This is a genomic window from Rothia sp. SCPM-O-B-18226 (M350) (assembly GCF_058213595.1).
In genome coordinates, this window is sequence record NZ_JBYQJS010000001.1 from 868,227 (window position 1) to 885,168 (window position 16,942).

A 16,942-nucleotide genomic window follows, 5' to 3' on the forward strand; every position below is an offset into this window, starting at 1 on the left:
TCGTTCGGCGAGGAACGAACGAAAGCCCGGCCAAACGGCGAACCAGCTCACGAACGCGGGACGCAATCCGGGCTAGGGCTGGCCAGGGCTGGCTCGAGCTAGGAAGCGGAAGGAGAGCCCGCCGCGGAGCTCTCCACGGCGGAACCCGCAGAGGCGCTGGCCGAACCCGCAGGGGTACCGGCAGAAGCCGAAGCCGCACCTCCCTGCAGCGCGGCACCGTACGCAACGCTCAGCTCCCACGTCTTCGAATCGGCGTGGTAGCGTCCGCGGAAGTCGCACTCCTGAACCGTCACCTGAGAAGCAGGGCCCGCGGCGGAAGGAGAAGCCGAAGCCGTGGTAGCCTCACCGGAAACCAGCGCGTCCTCGGAAGGCTCGGTAGCCTCGGCCGATGCGGAGGCGCTCGCAGAAGCAACCACCGGCTGCACCTTGCCCTCGGCCACCGCCTCCGCGCCAAAGTCAAGGGTGTACTGACCCTTGAAGAGCAGGTTGCCGTCACTCATGATGGACGGCTGCGCGCTCGAAAGAGCGTAAGAAGCCGAGGGGTTCACGTACCAGGAGCCCTTCTCAACACCCGCCAGAATCGACGCCGAGAGGGCGTCCACCTCGGATCGGGTCTTCGAAGCCAGGGTGATACCCGTCGAGAACGCCTCAGTGCTACCGGTCTTCACCAGGTAATCCATCGCCGCCGCAAAGTATGCAATGGCCTCGTGAAAACCCGTCACCGTATTCATCGAAAGCGCGTCGGTCACCTGCGGCTTAGGCGCGTTACGCGGCGGATGATCAACGGTGCCCGGCTCATAGTCCAGAGCACCCTCAAAGTGGGTGTACTCCACCGTTCCGGAGTAGTTCTTACCGTCGTCGGTGTAACCGTTCGGGTTAGCGCTCGACTTCGAACCCGAAAGGCTACCACCCTGGTTACCGCTTCCCTGCGACCCCGAATTTGAGGAACCGCAAGCGCTCAGCAGGAGCGCGGCGGCGGCTGACCCCGAAAGGCCCAGACCCGCGTGAATGAGAGAACGGCGGGAGACACCGCGCGAAACCCGAGCGGACACGGGGGAAACGGAAGAATCGGAAGGAAAAGTCATCGGAAATACACCTCACATAGATGGGGTATGGGGCGTGACGTAATGATCCATAATTACAGGCCCCGACTAGAAGTCATGCCCTAACCCGACGGGCAGGTTAGGGCATGGGCGCCATTCGGCAAAGATTTAGAGCTTATCATCGGAACCGCTACCACCGGAGCTACCGGTGTTGCTGTTGCCGGAACCGTCGTTACCGCCGGTCTGCGAGCCCGCGCCGCCACTTGCCGGCGCCGAGGCCTGAACCTCGTACTCGTCCTGGATAGTCAGAGCCCAGTCGTTCTCCTGGCGCACACCCGTGACAACCAGACCGCGCTCAATGCGACGTTCCTTCTCGGAAATCGACACCGGGGCACCATCCAAGACCATGGTCGGGCCCAGATCAATCACCAAGTCGAAGGTCCACTGAACGCTCTTCTTCACCAGGGTCGGAAGGGCCGTGTAGGCCTTCAGAGTCACCTTCGGCGATACGTACCAGTCGCGTGCCTGGGTGCTTGCGTTGCCCTCGTCCATGAACATCGAAAGGGAAGAAATAAACTTCTCATCGACCTTCGATTCGCGCAGGGGAGCGGGGTCACCGGTCAGCACCAGGTAGTTGATGGCCGCGTAGACAAAACCGATTGAATCGTACAGGCCCTGCATCGAGTTCTGCGCCGCGCTCTCGGGACGCTTGGGCACCGGCACGTTCTGCGCCGGAGCAGACTCCGTGGCCGCAACAAATTCGCCCTTGGACTCGAAGTGATCGAAGGTTACCTCACCGCTAAAATCGGTGCGAGCCGACGCGGAGGGAGTCACCACCGGCTCATCGGGGTCGGCCGACGCGGAGGGGTTGGAGCTACCACCGCAGGCGGCCAGCAGAGCACTCAGCGACACGCCCGCAACGCCAACACCGGCATACCGCAGGGCGGCTCGTCGGCTCAGACCGGACGCGGAACGGGGGGACTGCCCGGAGGCATGGGGGAAAAGTGCCACGGAGTACCTTTCGCGTGAAACTCTCGTACGAGAGGAGTGAAGGAGTGAGAGTAAAGCCCGTCGCCGACGGCGCGAGATGCCGGATGGCCGTACCGAATCGTCGTCGAACGAGACAGTCCTAAGTATAACGCGCACGCGCACCCGCGGCCGGGCACATCACCGACGCGCAGGGGGTGATATGCCGCCCATCGTAGGCTCGGGTCCATCCACACTCCGACCCGTGTAACGTCGGTGGGGTGGCCGGGACTTGCGGACCGCTCACTCGTTCGTCCTCTCGGCGGGCTATCGAGCCGCCGGAGCCTCGGCCGCAGCGGGGTTGGCAGCGGCGGCATCGCCCGCGGGATGATCCGCGGCACCACCGGCGGTCGGAGCCGCGGGGTTCTGCTGAGTCGGGTTTTGCTGGGCCGGATTCTGCTGGGCGGGGGCCTCAGCGCTCTGCTGGCCGGCCGGAGCCGCGGGGGTTGCAACATTCTGCGCGGGGGCGTTCTGTGCACCACCGTTCTGGGCGCCGGTGTTAGCCGCGCCGTTCTGAGCGCCACCCTGGCCGGCGGGGGCCGGCGCGTTCTGTGCACCACCGTTCTGGGCACCACCGTTCTGGGCCGTGCCGTTCTGCGCGCCGGTATTCGCACCGCTTCGCGCGGAACCACCCGCGTTGGCGCCAGAACCGGCGTTGGAACCCGAACCGGTGTGAGCCGCCGCGGTGCTGTCATCGGTCACCGTCGGCGTGTAGGTCGAGGAGGGCTGCGGGCGCGAGGTGTGCGTCGGCTTAGGCGTCATCGACGGGTCGTACTGCTGCGCCGAAATCACCGTCCAGCGCTTCGCCTCTTCGTCGTACTCGGCGTAGAGGGCCGTGATATCCTGCGCCTCGGTGTTCTCGAGAGGCTTGGTCGTATTGGTGGCCTTTTCCACCACCAGACCGTGCGCCTGCGTCACCGAGCAGGCCCACGAGTACTTCGTGCCGCGCGTAACCGGCTGCTTTTCGGTCAGACGGTAGGTCCAGCCGCCGTCCACAAGCCAGTTCGTGCCCGGTGCGTAGAAGGCGCGTAGCTTCTCGAGCGAGGCGCGCTGCGGGGCGTTGTCGGGATGCACAACCTGCAGGGCCGGACCCGTGTCACCCGTGGTGCGCGCATAGTTCACAGCCGCCGCGAAGTACGCGAAGGTCGCGCGCAGGCCGCGAGCGTTCTTGTCGTACATGGTCTCATCCTCGATGGGAATCGGCACCGAGCTCGCCTTGGCATCCACCGAAGCCGGGCCCGCGGTCGGCTCGATCGTGTACACCTCGCCGGTGGTCGGGTCGGTGCTACTGATCGCGGAGGCGCCGTGGCCCGGAACGAACTTGGTCCACTTCAGCTCGCCGGAGAGGTTATCGTACGCGCCGGCAATCGTGGCGGAGGCGGTGGCGGAGGCGGTGGCCGTCGAAGTGCTCTTCGACCCGCAGGCGGCAAGCATCGCGCCCAGGGCTACGGTGCCCGTGACGGCGAAGAAGCGGCGGCGGCTGTGAATCATGGTGATCCCCTCGAACATGATGTGAAACGGAAGTATCGGTGGTGTGTTGTGAAGCCCGCACGCGATGCCCCCGTCGATGCTGAGGGAAGCACAGGCGCGAAGCCCGTATAGCCCTAAGCCTATAGAGTTCGTGCCCGGCACACAAATAAACCCCCACGTCCGTGCCCTATGTCACCTGCAACGGGAGGATTTACTTGGAGCCCTGAAGATATCGGGTGGCCTTCGCCGTGGCCTGCGCCGAGGGGGTCGCGTTAGGGGTTGGCTGAGCACTCGAACCGGTCGAGGGAGTGGCGATCGCGCTGGGGGAAGCCTGCGGATCCTCCAGCATCTGCCAACCCTCCTCGCCAAAGTACACGTAGACATCAGCCTGAGACTTGTGACCGTACACCTTGGTGAGAAGCTCGCGCTGAAGCGTCTCGTGATTGAAGAGGAACGCCGACTCATCCACCTTGAGCGTGGCCTTCCAACAGTACACGTCTGCCGTCGAAACGGGAACCGGTTGGGCGCTGTCCAGGTTGATGCACAGGGGAGCGTTGCTCTTCGACACGAGCCAACCGATGTTATAGCGGTAAATATCGCGGTACATGTTGGTCATGTGGTTGAACCGTTCCTGGCCGGGCAGATCCATGAAGGGTTCGGTGTTGCCGGTGAGGAACATGTAGTTCTGCGCGGCGCTCCAGTACTGCAGGAACGAGTGCAGACCCTCGACGCTACGCTCACCCAGCTCCTTGGGCTTGAGGGGACGGGGAACGTTGACGGCGCGGTGGCTGAGCGTTCCGGAGGAGAAGACACCCTCGCGTTCAAAATAGCGGTCGGGGAGAATCACGGGGCCGCGACCGTCCAACGCCGAAGCCGGCAGCGGCTCGGCGCGACGAATACTGCGAGAAACGGCAGCCGAGGTCGGGCTGGTCGAAGCGGTGGGCTCAGGTACCGAGTCGTCCGACGCCTTACCGGTGGACTCCTTAATATCGGAAGAGGATGCGCCGCAGGCAGTTGCGAGTACGCTAAACGCCGCCCCGGAGGAGAGCGCCAGAAGGTGGCGGCGAGAGAGCGATTCGGGCATGCAGACCTTTCGCGGTGAGTGTGGATGGGCAGGTGGAGCCCCCTCGGTTCGGCGGGCCGGTGAGAACCTCGCGGCGAACCGTAGGGGAATCGGGTGAGCGCCGGACGGTTATAAACCGGTGCGCACCGTATGCGCGGGAAGGCGAACGCGGGAGTGAACCGCGACCCGACCCGAAAAGTAAATGCGTCGTGTCAGACGATTTTAGGGACTTTTTTGGGGCCCTCACGCGAGTATATGCCTCTCAGCGTAAAAAGTTATCAAATCTTTATTTTTCTCCCTTCAGTAGGGCGGGAGCGAACGAACCAATGTGTTCGGAACAACCCCTATAAAATTGCCCCCGCTGACCTCCGCAGACCGAGGTATCCCCATCTACCAACAGAATAACCCCTATAAAATTGCCCCCGCTGACCTCCATAACGGTGTGACGGCGTGAGCTGTGGGACAATAACGCTGTGACTACCACCGATTATGCGCAGCTTCAGGCAGCGCGCGAACTCCTCACTCGCATCCCCCTCTCATTGGACGTCGACCCCGAAGAAACCGGCCTTCCTCGGGAGGGGCACGGCGGCGCTCGCGAGGCCGCCTCCGCAACGATAGACACAGCCTCCGCCCGGGCCCTAATAGCCTCCATGGCCCGGCAGCTTGACGACTACATCCTGCCCCGCAGCGCCAGCATGGACAGCCCGCTCACCATCGTGGTCGGCGGCTCCACCGGCGCCGGCAAGTCCACCCTGGTCAACACCCTGTTGGGCGAACCCCTCACCCAATCCGGCGCGATTCGACCCACCACCCGCCACCCCGTGCTGCTCTACCGCGCCGAAGACGAGGCCGCCCTGGCCCCCGACCGTTTTCTGCCGACCCTGCCCCGCACCCGCGTGCAGAAGGGGGAGGGCCTGCCCGGTGCCGACCCGCTGGTTCCGCAGGCGCTCGTGCCCGTACCCACGGCGGCCCTGCCGCGCGGCATCGCGCTCATCGACGCGCCCGATATCGACTCGGTCTCCGAAGAAAACCGCACCCTGGCCAAGGAACTGCTTTCCGCCGCCGATCTGTGGCTCTTCGTCACCACCGCCAACCGCTACGCCGATGCCGTGCCCTGGGAACTGCTCCACGCGGCGGCCGCGCGCTCCATCGCAATCGCCGTGGTGCTCAACCGCGTTCCCGAAGGGGACGAAGAAGCCATCGAGACCGACCTGCGCCGCATGCTCCGCGAGGCCGGAATCGAGGCCGTGCTGATCCACACCGTGACCGAGCAGCCGCGCGACGATCGAGGGCTTATCAACCCCATCAGCCTGGCCCCGCTCACCCTGTGGATTCGCGAGCTCGGGGCCGACGCGCCCGCCCGCGCCGCCATCGCCCGCACGACGCTTGCAGGAACCGTCGAGACGCTCGCCCGGAACCTGCGCATCCTCGCCCTCGAGCAGGAGGGGCAGCAGGCCTCCCACCGCGCCCTGGCCCTGGTCGCCTCCGAAGAGTACGAAAAGGCCCTGGCGGGTATCGACGCGGCGCTCTCGGACGGCTCGCTGCTGCGCGGCGAGGTGCTCTCTCGCTGGCACGACTTCGTGGGCACCGGCGACTTCTTCCGCTCCCTCGACAGCACCATCGGCCGCCTGCGCGACCGCGTGGGCTCGGCGCTGCGGGGCCAACCCGCCGCCGCGCAGAAGGTCGAGGATGCCCTTGAAAGCGGCATCTACGCCGTGGTCGTGGACGCAGCCTCCCGAGCCTCCGAAGGCACCCGCGCCCGCTGGCGTTCGACCCGTGCCGGCCGCTCCCTGCTGCACCGGCTGGACGCGGCCCCTGCCCCGACCGCCGGCGCCACGCCCGAGGAAGAGTTCTCGGCCGCCGTGGCCGCGGAAATCCGCCTCTGGCAGGCCTCGGTGCTCGACATGATTCGCGAGGAGGGCGCCGGCAAGCGCCAGCGCGCCCGATTCCTTTCGCTGAGCGTCAACGCCGTGGCCGTGCTCATGATGGTCGCCGCGTTCAGCCTCACGGGAGGTCTCACCGGCGTGGAGGTCGGCATCGCCGGCGGTAGCGGCGTGGTTGGCGCCAAGCTCCTCGAATCCATCTTCGGCGAGGACGCCGTGCGCCGCATGGCCACCCGGGCCCGCACCGACCTGCTCGAACGCATGGGTGCCCTGCTGCGCGAGCACGGACGCCCCTTCACCGAATTGTTGGCGGAAACCGAACCCGAAGTGCCCGCCGAAACGGTCTGGGACGCGGCCCGCGGCGTGCAATCGCTTGCCGAGGCCATGACCGCTGAGAGCGCCTAGCCACAGGAACCACCTCTTCCCGGCAGCGGGTCTTAGCCCCCAGCCAACACCCACCAGACCTTCCAGAAAGCCCACTATGACCACCCACAACCCCCGAGGTGACCGCCCGAACCCGCCGGCGGAACCCCAGGCTCCCCGGGCCGTCTCAACCTTTGCCCGGGCCGTCGCGAGCCTCAACGACGCGCTGGAATACGGCCGCGACCGCCTCCCCGAATCCGTGGTGCTCGAAGCCTCCGAGGCCCTCGAACGCCTGAGCCGCCGCCGCGAGCTCTCCACCGAACACACCATCATCGGCTTCTTCGGCGCGACCGGCAGCGGCAAATCCACGCTCTTCAACGCCGTGGCGGGGTACCCCATCGCCCGCTCGGCGCCCACGCGCCCCACGACCTCCGCGGTGCAGGCCGCCGTCTGGGGCGCCGAGGACAGCGACGAACTGCTGGACTGGCTGGGCATCGAGAACCGCGTTTACCCCCAGAGCACGGAATTTATCCGGGACGTCGAGGGACAGACGCAGAACGCCGCGAGCGCGCAGCCCGCACCCAACGCGGTGACCGAACCGGCCCCGGGCCTCTTCAACCGCATCCGGCGCATGGTGGGCCGCGGCGAAACCCGCACCCGCACCGGCGGCCTAATTCTGCTGGACATGCCCGACTTCGATTCCGTCACCACCGCCAACCGCGAGCTTGCCGCCCGCATGATGCGCTACGTGGACGTGCTCGTATGGGTTGTCGACCCCCAGAAGTACGCCGATGCGGTGATTCACAGCGAGTTCATGGTGCCGCTGGCCGCCTCCGGCGCGCAGACCCTCTGCGTTCTCAACCAGGCCGATAAGCTTGAGCCCTCCGAGGTGCCCGCCGTGCTGGCCTCCCTGACGCACCTGATGCAGGCCGAAGGTACCGACCGGCACCTGCTGGCTCCGCCCCTGGCCGTCTCGGCCCGAACCGGTGAGGGAATGGACGCGCTCCGCGATCTGCTGGCTCAGGTGGCCGCCGCGAAGAGTGCCTCGCTGCAGAGCACGGACACCCAGCTGCACGCCATCGCCAACGATTTGCGCGCCTACGCCGGGGGAGAGGGGACGGTCCTGGCCGGAACCTACGCGCTGAACGCCGAGCGGGAGCTGACGCAGGCCTGCTACGATGCGAGCCCCGCCGCCCAGGTTTTGGAGGCGGCCACCGAGTCGTACCGCCGTGCGGCCCGCACCCGCACCGGCTGGATTGCCACGCGCTGGGTGGGACGTCTGAAGGCCGACCCCCTGCGCCGCCTTCACCTCGGAACCGGTTCCGAAGGAAAGAACGGCACAAAGAGCGACGCGAAGGGCGGGCGCGAGAAGGGTGCCGGGGTCTCGAACCCCGGGATGCTGGGCGGCTCCGCCCAGGATTCCGCGCCCGAGCTCGTGGCTCCCTCGCTGCCCCCGCTGAGCGCCGCGCAGAAGGCAAACATGGCCAACGCGGTGCGCCGCTACGGCTCGCGCATGGGACAGAACGTGAGTGAACCCTGGAAGCGTTCCCTCGGCGAGGCAGCCCTCTCGCGGGAGTCCGAGCTGCCGACCCTGATTGAGCGTGACATCGCGCGCATCGACTACACGCGCGGCCGCCAGCGTGCCCCGTGGGCGGTCTTCAACGTGTTGCAGTGGCTGGCCCTGTTCAGCGCCCTGGCGGGCGTGGCCTGGCTGACCCTCATCGCGGGGCTGGGTTATCTGCAGATTCAGCTGCCGCCGCCTCCCGCCCCCGAGGGGTTCCCGGTGCCCCTGCCGACCCTGCTCGTCATCCTGGGCGTGCTGCTGGGCATTGCCGCCGCTGGACTGGGGCGGCTACTGACGGCCTGGGGTGCCCAACGCTACGCTCGCCGCCTGCGCGTCCGCCTGAACGCTGGGGTCGAGGAGGCGGTCCGCTCCTGCGTCATCGAGCCCGTGCGGGCGGAGGCTCAGCGCTTGCAGGCCTACCGTTCGGCGCTCGAGATTCGGCCCTAGCGGGATAGTCGGGACCTCTCAGGCCGGCGCCCATGCCAGGGGGGCTGACTCGGAGCCCAGCGCTGGCACCCACCAGCCCAGCCCCGGCGCGCGCCAGCCCGAATACAAATAGTCCCTCCCCGCCGGAAAGGTGGGGAGGGACTATTAGTCTGTGAGGTGCTGTTGCTGCGAGGCGCCGCTGAAACTAGCCGACCTCGTTGGGGTCGGCGGGGGTTTCCGCCTCGCTGTCAACGTGTCCGTGCGAGGCCGAAAGCTCGCGCAGGCCCTCGGTGATGGCGTGCGCGGCCTTGAAGACCAGCTCGGGGTAGTTGCGGTTGGGCTGACGGGTCATGCGGTCGATCGGGCCCGAGATGGACACGGCCGCAATCACCTTGCCGCCGGGTGCGCGCACGGGGGCCGAAACCGAGGCGGTGCCGCGTTCGCGCTCGCCCACGGACTGTGCCCAGCCGATGCGGCGCACGGCCGCGAGCATGGCGGCGCTGAAGTGGGCGTCGCGCAGGCCCTCGACGATGCGGTTCTGGTCTTCCCACGCCAGCAGCACCTGTGCGGCGGAGCCGGCCTGCATGGACAGCTGGGTACCCAGGGGGATGGACTCGTGCATGCCGGAGGGGCGGGGAGCGGTCGCGACGCATACGCGCCAATCGCCCTGACGGCGGTACAGCTGGGTGGACTCGTCGGCGTCGATGCTGAGCTGCTGCAGAATCGGGTTGGCCACGGTGGTGAGCTCGTCAGAGATCGTGGCGGAGGCCAGCTCGGTCAGGCGCGGGCCGAGCATGAAGCGGCCCTGCACGTCGCGGGCCACGAGGCGGTGGTGGGCCAGGGCCACGGCGAGGCGGTGTGCGGTGGGGCGTGCCAGGCCGGTGGCCTTGACGAGATCGCCCAGGGAGACGGGGCCGGCCTCGAGGCAGTCGAGGATGAGCGTGGCCTTGTCGAGCACGCCAACGCCGGAGGAACCGTGGGAGTGTACCTCTACCACATGCTCATCGGCGTTCATATGCTCGGGCGGCTTGACGGGGTCGATGATCGGTGCGTTGTGTTGTGTGGATGCGTTGACGTGACGCATTCCGTGTGCGCTGAAACGTGATGCGGAAGGAGTCATTCCTTCATTCTATCTCAGAATATGAAAGATACCCCGGACTTCATGGACTCTTTGGGATGCAGAGCTGAAGATGGAATCACCCCCTACGGGATAAATTATGAACTTTTCATAATAAGTGTTTGCGTGGGTTTATGGGTGAAAATATGCGAAAAGACGCAGAAAAATGCGAATAATCCCGCAAAATTACCCTGGAGTCATAGAGTAAACCCACATAAAAACACTCGCGAGTTCGGGGTGTTTCTAGGCCGTCTCACAGGCTAAGAACTCATGAAAATTTATGCGACACGCCGTAGGGAAATACCGATTTGAGGGTCCCATCGGGTACATAATCCGCCCCTCAACTCCGCAAACTTGCGGTACGCACCACACCGAACGCATCCACCGTAGGAACGCATCAAGCAGGAGAAAGCATGACTAGCGAACAGAACGCAACCACCGCGGGCACCCGTCCGCGCACCCTGGCAGAAAAAGTCTGGGACGCCCACGTTGTCGTCCCCGGCGAAAACGGCAAGCCCGACCTGCTCTACATCGACCTGCAGCTACTGCACGAAGTGACCTCGCCCCAGGCATTCGAAGGCCTGCGCATCGAGAACCGCCCCCTGCGCCGCCTCGACCTGACCATCGCCACCGAGGATCACAACACCCCCACCGACAACATCTTCGGCACCATCGCCGACCTGACCAGCCGCACCCAGATTGAGACCTTGCGCCGCAACGCCAAGGAATTTGGCGTGCGCATCCACTCCCTGGGCGACAAAGAACAGGGTATCGTGCACGTGGTCGGCCCGCAGCTCGGCCTGACCATGCCCGGCATGACCATCGTCTGCGGTGACTCCCACACCTCCACCCACGGCGCGTTCGGTGCGCTGGCCTTCGGTATCGGCACCTCCGAGGTGGAGCACGTCATGGCCACCCAGACCCTGCCCCTGGCACGCTTCAAGACCATGGCCATCAACGTTGAGGGCACCCTCAAGCCCGGCGTGACCGCTAAGGACATCATCCTCGCCGTCATCGCGCAGATCGGCACCGGCGGTGGCCAGGGCTACGTGCTCGAGTACCGCGGTTCCGCCATCCGCTCCCTCTCCATGGAGGGCCGTATGACCATGTGCAACATGTCCATCGAGGCGGGTGCACGCGCCGGTATGGTCGCCCCCGACGAGACCACCTTCGAGTACATCAAGGGCCGCCCGCACGCCCCCAAGGGTGAAGAGTGGGACAAGGCCGTGGAGTACTGGAAGACCCTGCCCACCGACGAGGGTGCCGTCTTCGACAAGGAAATCTTCATCAACGCCGACGAGCTCGAGCCCTTTGTTACCTGGGGCACCAACCCCGGCCAGGGCGTGCCGCTGAGCCAGTCCGTGCCGTCCCCCGACGACTTTGAGGACGAGAACGACAAGGTTGCCGCAACCCGCGCCCTCGAGTATATGGGTCTGGAGGCAGGTACCCCCATGAAGGAAATCCCCGTGGACGTCGTCTTCCTGGGCTCCTGCACTAACTCCCGCATCGAGGACCTGCGCGCCGCGGCCGACATCGTGCGCGGCCGCACCATCGCCGAGAACGTGCGCATGATGGTCGTGCCCGGCTCCCAGAAGGTGCGCGCACAGGCCGAAGAAGAGGGCCTGGACAAGGTCTTCAAGGACTTCGGCGCCGATTGGCGATTCGCCGGCTGCTCCATGTGCCTGGGCATGAACCCCGACCAGCTGGCCCCCGGCGAGCGCTGCGCCTCCACCTCGAACCGTAACTTTGAAGGACGCCAGGGCAAGGGCGGCCGCACCCACCTGGTCTCCCCGGTGGTCGCCGCCGCAACCGCCGTGCGCGGTACCCTGTCCGCACCGTCCGACGTTCTGGCGTAATACGCCACCGACGCTATAAAGGAGAGCCATTATGGAACCCATTATTAAGCACACCGGTATCGGCGTACCGCTGCGTTCTTCGAATGTTGATACCGACCAGATTATCCCCGCGGTCTACCTCAAGCGCGTGACCAAGACCGGCTTCGACGACGCGCTCTTCGCCAACTGGCGCAAGGACCCCGAGTTCATCCTGAACCAGGAGCCCTACAAGCACGGTAGCGTTCTGGTGGCCGGCCCCGACTTCGGCACCGGTTCCTCGCGTGAGCACGCCGTGTGGGCGCTGCGCGACTACGGTTTCAAGGTCGTTATCTCCGCTCGCTTTGCCGATATTTTCCGCGGTAACTCGGGCAAGCAGGGCCTGGTGACCGCCCAGGTCGCCCAGGATGACATCGAGCTGATTTGGAAGGCCCTGGAGCACGAGCCCGGCACCGAAATCACGGTCGACCTGGAGTCGAAGACCGTGACCGTGGGCGCGCTGGTCGTTCCCTTCGAGATTGACGACTACGTGCGCTGGCGCCTCATGGAGGGCCTGGACGACATCGGCCTGACCCTGCAGAACATTGACGCCATCGAGGCGTACGAGGCGAAGCGCCCCTCCTGGATGCCGCGCACTCAGGAGCTCTAAACGCCTTCACCTCGCTGCCGCGAGAGTACCGAATAGCTAAAAGCTCGGGGCGGTCACCGAAAAGGTGACCGCCCCGAGCTTTTGTCATGCGCGTGGAATACCGCGGAATACCGTTAGGCGGCCGCTCCCGTGATGGGGGAGGCGAGGGATGCGTTCTCCGAGCAGGTGTACAGCTGCACCGAGCCGGGGGAGCGCACGCCCACCTGCGAGTTCGCGTTCTTTGCGGTGGCCAGGCTGAAGTCGCTCACCAGCTCGTGGTTGATGTAGCTGCCGCCCGCGCCGCCGCCGCTGCTCATCGCGGTGACGGAGGTGATGCTGCCTCCCTCGTTGAACTGCACCTGGCGGCCGAAGACGTCGTCAAAGTAGGTGGCGGCCGTCCAGATGTTCAGGGCCGCGCCGCCGCCGCCGTATCCAGCGCCGCCACCCGAGGCGATGCTGGTCAGGCTGAACCTATCCTGATCGTGGGCGATGAGGGCACCAGAGCCGCCTCGACCCTTGTACCCGGAGGTAGCCTCGGAGCCTCCGGTGCCCTTGACGCCGGTGACCACGGAGTCGCCGTCGTAGCTGTAGTAGGGCGGGAACTCAACGTTTTCAAACCAGGGGGTCTTCATGTCCTTGAGCGTCAGCTGGCGATCGGCGCCGAGTACGCCGATGAGTGCCTCTCCGGTCGTGCCGGGTACGCCCGCGCGGCCCGGGGTGCCTCCGGTGACGCTGATGCGCAGGTCCATGTCTTCGTCCCAGGTGGTGACGGGGTGGAGAATCTGGTAGGGGCGCGCCATGAGCATGCCGCCCTGGCCGTCGTTATCCTGGCTCGCGTCGGCCCCGGCGTTACCGCCGCCGATAGCGGTGCCGGCACCATCTGCGGCAATGCGCATGGCCGGGTTGAGCTGGTCATCGGGGGCTTCCGAAAAGACCGCGAAGTGGCTTGCGAGGGTCGCGAACTGCGCGCCGCCTCCGCCAGCGCCGGCCACGGCTACCACGGTGACGGTGCCGTTGCGGACCAGCTCGATAGCGGAGGAGCCGCCGCCGGAGGCTCCGTAGACGATGCCGGAGGTGCTTTCGGGGGTCTGCGCCTTGCCGATTTGCGTGCTGGAGCCGGTGGAATCGCCGCCCGCCGCGTAACCGCCGCCGCCGAGTGCGGGGCGGGTGCCGGATGCGGCACCGACGCCGCCGTTGCCGGCCCAGACGCGCAGGATATCGCCCTCCGAGACCTTCAGGATGCCGCTGAGCTGGGCACCCGCGCCTCCGCCGATGAGGTAGGAGTCAGTCTCTTGGGCAAGGTACGAGGGGGTAAAGGAGGAGGTGGCTCCGCCTGCGCCGCCAATCAGATCGAAACGCACGCGGCCGGTGCCCTGCGGAACGATCCATTCGCTGTAGGCCCCCCTCACGTCGTCGTAGCCGGTGGCAGCGGGCTTGAGGGAGAGGGCGGGGGTACAGGCCTCGACGCTAGCTGCCCACGCCGGGATGGCGGAGCTTGCGAGGATGACGGGGGTGCTCCAGGCGGCTCCCCGAACGAGGTTGCGGCGCGACATCTTCGGCGATGCTGCGGCTCGGGTGCCGGTGGTTCGGGAATCGGTGTGATGCACGGTGATGTGTGATTTGTGATGGTAGTTCATTGGGTTCTTTCGGTGTGTAGCGCGCAGGTGCAGCTGCGCACGTTATTGTAGGGGCGAAACGCGAGTAAGGTTCAAGTTCTGGGTTACGCTCAGGGTTTTCGACGATATATTTAGCCCCAATCCCGTATTTATTTGCGGTGTAATGAATTTTCAGGTATGTTAAATTATTTTTTTACGCGTTTCTCAAGTATTTTTTAGGGCGAGGCCTTGACCGCACCCATGCGCCTCAGAAACGTCAAGCGTCGAACCCGCGAGGTGGTATCCGCGCCGCCAAGCACCACAATCTGTCTGGCGGGGTGGGGGAGCGAGGTTGGCGTAGCGTCGCGTATCAGAGGTGCACTCTCCGCATAGTGGGCCCACTACGGGGGAACGTCCTTCCTTGTTTGGAGCACCTTTACGCAGGGCTTAGAATAATGATGAATATATGCGCCCGTTTCACCTTCGCGCTCGAAGGCACGGCACGTACACAACGCTGGCGCAGTTACACACGGTTTTCCGGTTCGGGTCGCACCGACCGACGCTCCAAAGGATTTTTAATGACTGAGAACATCAGCAAGCTTCGCATCGAAGGTGGCACCCCGCTCGTCGGTGAGGTTCACGTACGCGGCGCCAAGAACCTGGTGCCCAAGGCGATGGTCGCAGCACTACACGGTTCGACCCCCTCGACCCTGCGCAACGTCCCCGACCTGAGCGACGTGGAGATCGTTACCACCCTGGTCGAACTGCACGGTGCGAAGGTTGACTATGATCCCGAGTCCGGTGTTCTCACCCTCAACCCCGCCCAGGACGCGACCACCGCGGCCAAGAACGCGGAGGAGATTCAGCTCTTCGGCGGTAACTCGCGTATTCCGATTCTGATGGTGGGCCCGCTGCTGCATACCCTGGGCACCGCGCGCATCCCCAACCTGGGCGGCTGCAAGATCGGTGACCGCCCCATCGACTACCACATGGCCGCGCTGCGTAAGTTCGGCGCCGTCGTCGAGAAGGACGACGAGACCGGCACCACCCTGATCGTGCCCGAAGAGGGCCTGAAGGGCGCCGAGATCGTGCTGAACTACCCCTCCGTGGGCGCTACCGAGCAGGTTCTGCTCACCGGCGTGCGCGCCAAGGGCAAGACCGTTCTGCGTAACGCCGCGATTGAGCCCGAGATTATTGACCTCATCGCCGTACTGCAGAAGATGGGCGCCATCATCTTCATCAACGAGGACCGCACCATCGTCATCGAGGGCGTGGACGAGCTGACCGGATACGATCACACCTCCCTGCCCGACCGCAACGAGTCCGCTTCCTGGGCCTCCGCGGCCCTGGCCACCGGCGGCGACATCTTCGTGCGCGGCGCGGCTCAGAAGGACATGACCGCGTTCCTGAACCAGTTCCGCAAGATGGGCGGCCTGTACGAGGTGACCAACGAGGGCATCCGCTTCACCCACCCCGCCCGTCGCACCCCCGGCGCAGAGCTCAAGCCCATCGTCTTTGAAACCAACGTGCACCCCGGCTTCATGACTGACTGGCAGCAGCCGCTCGTCGTGGCGCTGACCCAGGCTAAGGGTGCCTCCATCGTGCACGAGACCGTGTACGAGGAGCGCTTCGGCTTTACCAACGCCCTCAAGCAGATGGGCGCCGACATTGTGGTGATGCGCGATTGCGTGGGCGGTGCACCCTGCCGCTTCGAGGGTAAGGGCTACGGCCACTCCGCCATCATCTCCGGCCCCACCCCGCTGACCGGTGCCGACATCGAGGTTCCCGACCTGCGCGGCGGCTTCTCCCACATCATCGCGGCGCTGACCGCCAAGGGTACCTCTCACGTGAGCGGTGTTGAGCTGATTGCCCGCGGCTACGAGAACTTTGAGCAGAAGCTCAAGAACCTGGGCGCAAACTTTGAGGTACTCAAGCGCAAGGCTTCCAAGGCCCCCAAGCCGGACGCCGCCATCGTCGTGGTGGAGCCCGAGGAAGTTGAGGTTCAGGGCTAATGAGCGGGCAGCAGGGAAAGAAGGCACTGCCGGAAATTGAACCCACCGCCTACGGCGATGCGCTCTACAAGGTGCTCGGTAACGCAGCGCGCGGGGTGTATAAGCTCATCGCGCGTGTCGAAATTACCGGCCGCGAGAACCTGCCGAAGAATGGCGGGTACATCATCGTTGCCAACCACACGACCGAGCTCGACCCGGTCACCGTGGCTTTCCCTGCTTTCGTTGAGGGCGCCCTGCCGCGCTTCTTGGCGAAGGACTCGCTCTTCCGCGCTCCCGTGCTCGGCTACATCATGCGCAAGCTCGCGCACATCCCCGTGGTGCGCGGCTCGGTGGATGCCCGCAAGTCACTGATTACCGCTCGCAAGGTCGTGGAGGCCGGCGGCGCCGTCGTGATTTTCCCCGAGGGTACCACCACCCATGACCCGCAGCTGTGGCCCATGCAGGCCCGCACCGGCGCGGCTCGTCTGGCCCTGTCCACCGGCGCGCCCGTCTACCCGGTAGCGCACTGGGGCGACGAACAGATTCTCGGCTACGTGGACGAGCCCGGCGAGGACGGTCGCGTGAAGGAAAAGCGCAAGGTTTCGCTCTTCCCCCGCAAGACCGTGCGAGTAAAGGTCGGACCGGCCCTCGACATCGCCTCCCTCGTGGCCGACCCCAGCCCGGAGGCGAAGCACACCCGCACCGAGCTGGGCGTGGTCACCGACGCGATGCTGGACGCCATCACCGCCGAACTTGAGGAAATCCGCGGAGAGAAGGCCCCCGAGGGACGCTGGAACCCGCGCACCAAGCGCCGCGAAGCCCCCGGCACCCCCTCGGGTCCGGTCGGCGGCGCCCTCGGCGAACCGGACGCGAAGTAGACCTTCGCCCCGGCTGCCCGCGCGATTCCGGCTCGCACCCTCCCCCTACCAGCCACACCAATG

The 16,942-nt window shown here is 65.7% G+C and carries 12 protein-coding genes; 6 read left to right on the plus strand and 6 right to left on the minus strand.

Annotation, left to right across the window (positions count from 1 at the left end; all coding sequences use genetic code 11):
• Positions 1–98: 98 nt before the first annotated feature.
• The 4 genes from AC3E6W_RS03650 to AC3E6W_RS03665 all read right to left on the minus strand — a co-directional run bounded on the left by AC3E6W_RS03650 (position 99) and on the right by AC3E6W_RS03665 (position 4,623).
• A complete protein-coding gene (locus AC3E6W_RS03650; protein WP_313967570.1) occupies positions 99–1,085 on the minus strand; it encodes a DUF6318 family protein in 987 nt (328 codons plus the stop codon).
• A gap of 126 nt (positions 1,086–1,211) precedes the next feature.
• Entirely contained in the window at positions 1,212–2,054 is an 843-nt protein-coding gene (locus AC3E6W_RS03655; RefSeq protein ID WP_049333164.1) for a DUF6318 family protein, read from the minus strand.
• A 282-nt stretch (positions 2,055–2,336) separates the two neighbouring features.
• Positions 2,337–3,560 (minus strand): DUF6318 family protein, encoded by a 1,224-nt coding sequence (locus AC3E6W_RS03660; protein WP_490652341.1) that lies wholly within the window; start codon positions 3,558–3,560, stop codon positions 2,337–2,339.
• A gap of 190 nt (positions 3,561–3,750) precedes the next feature.
• On the minus strand, positions 3,751–4,623 hold the full coding sequence (locus tag AC3E6W_RS03665; protein WP_490652342.1) for a DUF6318 family protein: 873 nt from the start codon (positions 4,621–4,623) through the stop codon (positions 3,751–3,753).
• A gap of 452 nt (positions 4,624–5,075) precedes the next feature.
• Here AC3E6W_RS03665 and AC3E6W_RS03670 point away from each other — a divergent pair, with 452 nt between their 5' ends.
• Both AC3E6W_RS03670 and AC3E6W_RS03675 read left to right on the plus strand, forming a co-directional pair.
• Entirely contained in the window at positions 5,076–6,890 is a 1,815-nt protein-coding gene (locus AC3E6W_RS03670) for a GTPase (protein ID WP_490652343.1), read from the plus strand.
• Positions 6,891–6,966: 76 nt separating this feature from the next.
• A complete protein-coding gene (locus AC3E6W_RS03675) occupies positions 6,967–8,859 on the plus strand; it encodes a GTPase (RefSeq protein WP_490652344.1) in 1,893 nt (630 codons plus the stop codon).
• A 184-nt stretch (positions 8,860–9,043) separates the two neighbouring features.
• Here AC3E6W_RS03675 and AC3E6W_RS03680 read toward each other — a convergent pair whose 3' ends face one another.
• Positions 9,044–9,853, minus strand: a complete 810-nt coding sequence (locus AC3E6W_RS03680) for an IclR family transcriptional regulator (RefSeq protein ID WP_490652401.1) — start codon at positions 9,851–9,853, stop codon at positions 9,044–9,046.
• Positions 9,854–10,368: 515 nt separating this feature from the next.
• Between AC3E6W_RS03680 and leuC the strand changes: the two genes are divergently transcribed.
• Positions 10,369–11,811: a 3-isopropylmalate dehydratase large subunit gene (gene leuC / locus AC3E6W_RS03685; protein ID WP_049333156.1), complete on the plus strand. Its 1,443-nt coding sequence runs from the start codon at positions 10,369–10,371 to the stop codon at positions 11,809–11,811.
• 31 nt (positions 11,812–11,842) lie between these two features.
• Complete coding sequence (gene leuD, locus AC3E6W_RS03690; RefSeq protein ID WP_049333154.1) at positions 11,843–12,436, plus strand: 3-isopropylmalate dehydratase small subunit; 594 nt, start codon at positions 11,843–11,845, stop codon at positions 12,434–12,436.
• Between the two features lie 113 nt (positions 12,437–12,549).
• Here leuD and AC3E6W_RS03695 read toward each other — a convergent pair whose 3' ends face one another.
• Positions 12,550–14,052, minus strand: coding sequence for a transcriptional initiation protein Tat (locus AC3E6W_RS03695; RefSeq protein WP_490652345.1), 1,503 nt, complete (start codon positions 14,050–14,052; stop codon positions 12,550–12,552).
• Between the two features lie 536 nt (positions 14,053–14,588).
• Between AC3E6W_RS03695 and murA the strand changes: the two genes are divergently transcribed.
• Positions 14,589–16,022 (plus strand): UDP-N-acetylglucosamine 1-carboxyvinyltransferase, encoded by a 1,434-nt coding sequence (murA, locus tag AC3E6W_RS03700; RefSeq protein ID WP_049333152.1) that lies wholly within the window; start codon positions 14,589–14,591, stop codon positions 16,020–16,022.
• Positions 16,022–16,879: a lysophospholipid acyltransferase family protein gene (locus AC3E6W_RS03705; RefSeq protein WP_070682257.1), complete on the plus strand. Its 858-nt coding sequence runs from the start codon at positions 16,022–16,024 to the stop codon at positions 16,877–16,879. The genes murA and AC3E6W_RS03705 overlap by 1 nt, the downstream gene beginning before the upstream one ends.
• Positions 16,880–16,942 lie beyond the last annotated feature (63 nt).

Bases quoted from the DNA above. Each gene is read 5' to 3' on its own strand.
- murA (WP_049333152.1), top strand. From the start codon at position 14,589: ATGACTGAGAACATCAGCAAGCTTCGCATCGAAGGTGGCACCCCGCTC.
- AC3E6W_RS03665 (WP_490652342.1), bottom strand. From the start codon at position 4,623: ATGCCCGAATCGCTCTCTCGCCGCCACCTTCTGGCGCTCTCCTCCGGG.
- AC3E6W_RS03675 (WP_490652344.1), top strand. From the start codon at position 6,967: ATGACCACCCACAACCCCCGAGGTGACCGCCCGAACCCGCCGGCGGAA.
- AC3E6W_RS03660 (WP_490652341.1), bottom strand. From the start codon at position 3,560: ATGATTCACAGCCGCCGCCGCTTCTTCGCCGTCACGGGCACCGTAGCC.
- leuD (WP_049333154.1), top strand. From the start codon at position 11,843: ATGGAACCCATTATTAAGCACACCGGTATCGGCGTACCGCTGCGTTCT.
- AC3E6W_RS03695 (WP_490652345.1), bottom strand. From the start codon at position 14,052: ATGAACTACCATCACAAATCACACATCACCGTGCATCACACCGATTCC.
- AC3E6W_RS03650 (WP_313967570.1), bottom strand. From the start codon at position 1,085: ATGACTTTTCCTTCCGATTCTTCCGTTTCCCCCGTGTCCGCTCGGGTT.
- AC3E6W_RS03705 (WP_070682257.1), top strand. From the start codon at position 16,022: ATGAGCGGGCAGCAGGGAAAGAAGGCACTGCCGGAAATTGAACCCACC.
- AC3E6W_RS03680 (WP_490652401.1), bottom strand. From the start codon at position 9,853: ATGAACGCCGATGAGCATGTGGTAGAGGTACACTCCCACGGTTCCTCC.
- leuC (WP_049333156.1), top strand. From the start codon at position 10,369: ATGACTAGCGAACAGAACGCAACCACCGCGGGCACCCGTCCGCGCACC.